General features: G+C 35.0%; 8 protein-coding genes and 1 pseudogene. 2 read left to right on the top strand and 7 right to left on the bottom strand.

The features are described 5' to 3' along the window. Positions 1 to 52: 52 nt before the first annotated feature. Positions 53 to 259: pseudogene (locus RV17_RS09450) on the top strand (VOC family protein); the annotation flags it as partial. 195 nt (positions 260 to 454) lie between these two features. Here the strand turns inward: RV17_RS09450 and RV17_RS09445 are convergent. The 7 genes from RV17_RS09445 to RV17_RS09415 form a co-directional block, all read right to left on the bottom strand. After that, positions 455 to 1366, bottom strand: coding sequence for an RICIN domain-containing protein (locus RV17_RS09445; RefSeq protein WP_143139936.1), 912 nt, complete (start codon positions 1364 to 1366; stop codon positions 455 to 457). A 251-nt stretch (positions 1367 to 1617) separates the two neighbouring features. Further along, positions 1618 to 2172, bottom strand: coding sequence for a signal peptidase I (lepB, locus tag RV17_RS09440; protein WP_067484978.1), 555 nt, complete (start codon positions 2170 to 2172; stop codon positions 1618 to 1620). A gap of 99 nt (positions 2173 to 2271) precedes the next feature. Beyond that, a complete protein-coding gene (locus tag RV17_RS09435; protein WP_071869078.1) occupies positions 2272 to 2499 on the bottom strand; it encodes a YozE family protein in 228 nt (75 codons plus the stop codon). After that, on the bottom strand, positions 2496 to 3014 hold the full coding sequence (msrA, locus tag RV17_RS09430) for a peptide-methionine (S)-S-oxide reductase MsrA (RefSeq protein WP_071869077.1): 519 nt from the start codon (positions 3012 to 3014) through the stop codon (positions 2496 to 2498). The genes RV17_RS09435 and msrA overlap by 4 nt, the downstream gene beginning before the upstream one ends. 36 nt (positions 3015 to 3050) lie before the next feature. Then, entirely contained in the window at positions 3051 to 3641 is a 591-nt protein-coding gene (locus tag RV17_RS09425) for a YpmS family protein (RefSeq protein WP_071869083.1), read from the bottom strand. Between the two features lie 86 nt (positions 3642 to 3727). Then, a complete protein-coding gene (locus RV17_RS09420) occupies positions 3728 to 4621 on the bottom strand; it encodes an SGNH/GDSL hydrolase family protein (RefSeq protein WP_067484969.1) in 894 nt (297 codons plus the stop codon). 169 nt (positions 4622 to 4790) lie between these two features. Continuing rightward, positions 4791 to 5633 carry a DegV family protein gene (locus tag RV17_RS09415; protein ID WP_071869076.1) on the bottom strand — a complete coding sequence of 281 codons (843 nt, stop codon included), beginning with the start codon at positions 5631 to 5633 and terminating at the stop codon, positions 4791 to 4793. A gap of 129 nt (positions 5634 to 5762) precedes the next feature. On the opposite strand from RV17_RS09415, the gene trhA reads away from it, so the two are divergent. Beyond that, positions 5763 to 6416 (top strand): PAQR family membrane homeostasis protein TrhA, encoded by a 654-nt coding sequence (trhA, locus tag RV17_RS09410; RefSeq protein ID WP_067484965.1) that lies wholly within the window; start codon positions 5763 to 5765, stop codon positions 6414 to 6416. The last annotated feature ends 56 nt before the right edge of the window (positions 6417 to 6472 follow it).

The raw sequence follows: 6472 nt of genomic DNA, 5'->3' as shown, positions 1-6472 counted from the left end.
AAAAGTTGTCTAAGATTTAATACTAACACCAACATTTATCAACGACCGAAAAATTGCAGATGCACAGACAACCAGTGGCGCACTGATTGCTTTCAGTCTACCTAATGCAGAAGCAGTCAAAAAATTTGCCGAAACAGCAAAAGAAAATGGTGGGTCTTATTATCATGTGGACATGGGTATTCCAGAAGATCAAATGTTTGGCCTTGAAGTACAAGACCTAGATGGAAATATGTTAGAACCCTCTTGGATGGCAATGTAGAAACAAAAAATACACTTCGTTAGTTACTATACGAGAAGAAATCCATACCATTCCCCCACAAGTTTGGGATGATTTCTTCTTATTTTTTATAATCTTGCAGGGAACTATCTAAAGAAAGAGGAAACACAGATGACGTGTTTCCTCTTTCTTATCTACTAATAGCACATTCATTAAAAATAAAAGACTGATTCGCTTTTATTTGTAGCCTTCAATATGTAAAATAAATTTTTGATTTTCTGTCCCTGTCTTATTAAAGGTGATGATATTTCCACCATCTAGATTGCTTTTTTGAATATCCATTACATGTCCACTTTTTACGTTCTTCAAGAAAAATGCTTCGCCGTTGGTTTGACTACTTTCCCAAATCAGTTGCCACAGTGCACTATCGTTATTACTAACATTGGGTTTGACGCCAACCTTTTTATCACTATTTTCTAACAAACTATATGCAGTTTGTTTATAACTATGGATACTGTAAGCATTTTTTGCTGCATGATATTTTAAATACCACTTTTGATTACTATTCCCATCATTGTTCCAACTCACAGCTACGTTATGTGTTTCATCCCAATCAACAACTTTCCAATTATCCATTTTGCTTTGAATCGAAACAAGTATGTCATTGTAATTTTCTGGTATTTTTGTATTTAGATTAATGACCAGCTCGTTGTAAACAAAGTCAAAATCTACAATTGTCTTTATATGGATAACTGTATTAGAACCATTTATGTATTGGCTTTTGTCAAATCGAATCGTGTAATAGCGTTGCCCATTTTTCTTTTCACGAAGAATTCGTTTGCCCTCCACTTGATACTGACCCCTTGGTCCACTGGATAAAGTCTGTACCTCAATCGGGTTCCCACACTGGTAAAGATCATCTCCCATGTTAACATCAAATTCAATTGCATCTTCTGTTACTCTCATGCCCTCGACTCCCCAACCCTCAGTAAATGAGCCTACTATAATATTTCTAGTAATTGTATATTCCATTTGCTGGTTTTTCTCACTACTTTTTGCGTCAACTGCTTGACTTGCTTCATCTGCGTGAACCATTACTTGAGGAAACAATAAAAATAAAGTAAAAAATAATCCAATCATCTTTTTCATTTTCTTTCTCCTTTTTTGTTTTATTTTTTCTTTTAAACAAATTCTTTCAGCTCTCTTTTCCATTTTCACCTCCTCTAAAAAAGATAAGATAAAACAACAAACAAAAAAATTTCACCTCTCTAAGAAAACGTTAACACAAGCGGATGTGAGTTGTCCAAAGATAACTTTAGCTATATTTTAAAAAAACAAAAAAAGGCAATTGATTTTACTCAATTGCCTTCATGTTTAAATGACTTTTTTCAAATATTCTATTACTTGATCCACTTTATTTCACTTAAAGGATAGTACACCATACGTGCCTTACCCAAGATATCTTCACGAGAAATCGTACCAAAAGAACGACTGTCTTTTGAAATTCGTCGATTGTCTCCCATTACGAAATAATTATCTTCAGCTAATTTTTCTTCCCCAGTCAATCCTTGCAAGGTGAAATCGGTCGTATACGGTGCAGTCTCATGATCTGATTGGATATTTTTACTTAAAAATGGTTCTTTGATATCTTTTCCATTGATTTGTAATGTATCATTTTGGTAGCTGATCGTTTCACCTGGTAAGCCAATCACTCGTTTGATATAAATCGTGCCATCTGCCAATTGAAAAACGACGACATCAAATCGTTTGATCTCGGTAAATTTCTCCATCACCGTCATATTTCCTTGACTCAACGTATTTTCCATTGAATTTCCTTCAACCGGTACTGGAATAAAAAGAAAGCCACGTAAAATAAATGCCAGAAAAATCGAAATCAGTAAATATTTCACAGCTAACCAAAAACGATTCGTCCACTTCTGTTTTGTTGTCAACATTCATCCCTCATTTGTAGTTCTGCTTTTATTATAGAAAAATTTCAAACAAATTGCGACTAAGAGATGAAATTAATCTTTTTTTCAAAGACAAACAAAAGCTTAAGAAGCATGATTGTTTTCCAAATATTGTTCCCAAGCCGCATCAAATACATCCATGGAAGTCAAATAGTCCACATTCATTTCCAAATAATCAGAGAGTTCTTCATAGTCTGAACTATGTTTTGGAAATTGAATATCTTTTCCTGCTTCATTTGCAAATTTAGTCACTTGATCTAGCTGATTTGGTCCACGAAGAGTCATTAAATAATGGTAAAAGCTTCGATTCACTGATGATTCCCCCAATTTTTCTCGACAAAAGCCGCTCTTCTTGCATGATTGCGTGCAAAGTTTTCTGGATTCTTTTTATAGTAGTCTTGATGATCAACTTCAGCCAAATAAAATGGCTGTGCTGGCTCAATGGTCGTCACAATTTTTTCTGTAAAACGACCACTCTCAGCTAAGCGTTGTTTGCTTTTTTCTGCAATCGTTTGTTGCTCTTTTGTTGAATAAAAAATGACAGGTCGATAACTACTTCCTCGGTCTTCAAACTGTCCAAACGCATCAGTTGGATCGGTTTGTTCCCAATAAAGCTCGACTAATTCTTGATAGGAAATCACTTGTGGATCATAAATGATTTCAACTGCTTCTGTATGGCCAGTTGTTTGGCTCTTCACTTGTTCATAGGTTGGATTAGCCAGTTGTCCGCCAGTATATCCTGACATAATTGAGTAGATACCTGGTAAACTGTCAAATGGCTGAATCATACACCAAAAGCAGCCACCTGCAAAAATTGCACGTTCCATCAAAGCCCTCCTTTTATTTATCTATTTTGATTTCACTTATTGATTTAAACTTTCTTTTGTTGTTTCTTCACTTGCGGGTAAGTATAGACTAAAACGAATATCATCGTCTACTAAATTTATTTTATCTGCTTTGATATACATGCCATTTTGCATTCTAAATTTATCTAGTCGAAGCATGACTGTTAAGTCTTTCGTATCAATCTCGACCCATTTAGGTAAATTATAATTACGTTTAACCATGTTCATCACATCTTTGATTGGCAAACTTAATGTGCCGATGGATAAACTTTTTGCTTTCAGCTGAACGTTTCCATTTTCCATAACATAGGGTTCAAAATAGAGATAAAAATTCACTGGAAAACCTAATACTTCAAACTGACCATTTAACATGGCTTCATTTTCTAAATAAAATTTATACTCAATGTCGCCTTCTTTTTGAAAATCACTTAAGAAAAAACTAATCAACTGATTGACTTTTTCTTTATTTGAATTAATTGTCAGGACTGGTTCGCCTTCGATTGCCGTAATTTCTGGCATGTTTTTGTACTCAGGTTGGCTCGAAAAAATTCGAACGCCTAGAAAAATGGTGATACCAACCACGACACCTAATAGAATCAAGAAAGCCATTCGCCAATAATTCGATGCTTGACTTTGTTTTTCGTTCAAGGGTTCTTTCACTTCTACTTCTGATTTCTTTGGATTTTCTGATTCTGTCATTTGTCACCCTCCTTTATCAGCCACTGTTCTTTGGTTGCAACTAATTTTTCTTTTACTGCATTTGCCATCAATTGATAGCCCAAGTTGTTTGGATGAAAATGATCCTCTTCATACAAAACATTATTTTTTATATCATTCAAGCTTTCTGCCATACTATCTGTTGTATTTGTTTGTTCTTCAGCTACACCAACTTTTTGATCTAACCCCTGATATAGTAAATCGTTGATTGGAATAAAATAGCAGTGATCCGTTTCTTTGACCATGGCTTCTGTTCCTTGATTCCAATTATCTACAATCGTTTGCATATCTGTGATTTCTGGAAAGTTCAAATAAAAAGGATTGTAAATACCTAGAACATAGATAGGCGCATTTGGGTTTAGCTCTCGGATCTCTGCTAAAAGTTCAGTCACATTTTCTTGATAGTTTTTTAAAGGTTTTTTAAAAGATCGTGTTGTTAACCCAAAAAAATTATTTTGAATCACCTTCATCAAATCATTTCCACCCACAGTCAATGTGATAATGTCAGCGGTCTTAATGTTTGTTTGAATTGTTTCTTTTTCCTTCACTCGCTTAAGTATCTGGTCACTTCGTTCGCCATTGACACCATAATTTTCTGTTTCAACAGTCTTCAGCTGATAGTCTTCTCGTAAATCATTTGCAACTAGCGGAACAAAACCTCCTTGTTTGGTTTGGTCTCCCACTCCCTCGGTTAAAGAATCACCAATCGCTACATAATGAAGTTTACTTTTCATGTTCGACGTTTTTTTAGTCGCAACTGATGGCTTTACTAAGGGTTCTGCTTTCGGAATACTCAGTGATAATCCAGCGAAAACGATGACTGCAATGACGATTGGAATAAAAAATAATCCATATCTCTTGAGTAATTTCATTTTCTCACCTCTGTCTTCAATTGTGTCTAATCTTATCAAAAGTTATTTGAAAAAGGTAGTCTTTCGAAACAAATCATAGGAATTTATCTTTTTTTCAAAAAATACACACAAAAAGAACTAGTGAAATGAACATGCCACTCAACTAGTTCTTTTCTTACTCTATAAGTTGTTAATCGACATAATACATGATCGCAAAAGCACCTTTACCCGCATGTGTAGCAATTACTGGATTTGTCTGTAAAACTGGGATATGCATTTCAGGAAATAGTTCTTGTAGACCTTCTTTGAACTCTAATGCTAATTCTTTTGCATCAGCGTGGGAGATCGCAATTTGATTAACATTAGGTAACTCTTTTAGTTCTTTTTTCAAACTATCAAACCATTTGTCAAAAGTTTTCTTTCCTCGGCCCTTGGCAACTGGAATCAAATCTCCATGAGTAAAATTCATGACCACACGAATATTCAACATACTTGACAGCAGCCCTGTCGCACGACTGATTCGTCCACCTTTGACTAAGTTATCTAAGGTAGCAATTCCAATATATAATTTGGTGTTGTCGCTAATTTTTTTGATTTCAGCTAAAATTTCAGTTGAAGATTTGCCTTCTTTTGCTAATTTTGCTGCTTGAATGACTTGGAAAGACAAACCTTGATCTGTTGTATCGCTATCAATAACTGTTACTTTACTTTTAGTTAAATTGCTCGCTTGACGCGCAGCTTCCACAGTTCCACTTAATCCTTTTGTCATGTGAATGGAAATAATTTCGCTACCATCTTTACCCAATTCATCATATAATGAAACAAATTCGCCAATTGGTGGTTGGCTCGTTTTTGGTAAAGCTTTAGCAGTAGACATCATCTGCATGAATGTTTCTCCATCTAACTGATCGTCATCAGAATACATAACGCCATCAATCATTACTGATAGTGGCATGACATGAATATTTAAAGTGTCTCGTACATCTTTTTCCATTGTACAAGAAGAATCTGTTACAATTTTTACATTTGTCATTGTTTTCTCACTCTTCCTTTAACAGCTGCCTTATTCATGTTAAACTTACATTCAAGGCAATTTCTTTTTTTAGTATAACAGACAAACAATGATTTTTCATTAAATACGTCAAACAAAGGAGCCGTTTTCATGGAAAAAACAAAATTTAGTCGCAGTTACTTGATTGTCAACGAAGTTTTTAATGCGATCACTCACGGAATTGGTGCTGGATTAAGTATCGCGGGCTTAGTCATTTTACTCGTCAAAGGCGCGCATCTTCATTCTCCCCTTCATGTTGTCACTTATGCGATTTACGGATCAATGATGATTCTTTTATTTTTAACTTCAACGTTGTTTCATTCATTGATTTTTACCAAAGCAAAAGGTGTTTTTCAGGTCTTTGATCATAGCTCCATTTTCCTATTGATTGCCGGAAGCTATACACCATTTTGCCTCCTAAGTGTTAAGGGTTGGCTAGGTTGGACGCTTTTTGGTTTGATTTGGGTATTCGCGATTGCAGGAATCGTCTATAAGTCACTAACCTTACACAAAAAGGAAACGGTATCAAAAGTTTCAACCTTTATTTATATCGTGATGGGTTGGCTTTGTTTGATTGCTGCAGTTCCCCTTTACCATTCACTAGGTTTAGTAGGAATTTCGCTAATGGTTTTAGGTGGACTTTCTTATACAGTGGGTGCCTTCTTCTATAGTTTGAAATCCGTTCGCTTCATGCACGTCGTATGGCACCTTTTTGTTATGTTAGGTGCAGGCTTTATGTACTTTTCTGTTTTATTTTTCACTTGATTTTTTAAAATAGGTAAAAAAAAAGAACTTTGCGCCTAATTCGCGTAAAGTTCTTT

It is taken from the genome of Enterococcus thailandicus, from assembly GCF_001886265.1.
GTDB classification, from domain to species: Bacteria; Bacillota; Bacilli; order Lactobacillales; family Enterococcaceae; genus Enterococcus_B; species Enterococcus_B thailandicus.
Note: the sequence above shows the minus strand (reverse complement) of the source record. Positions and strands in the feature narration are given on the sequence as shown.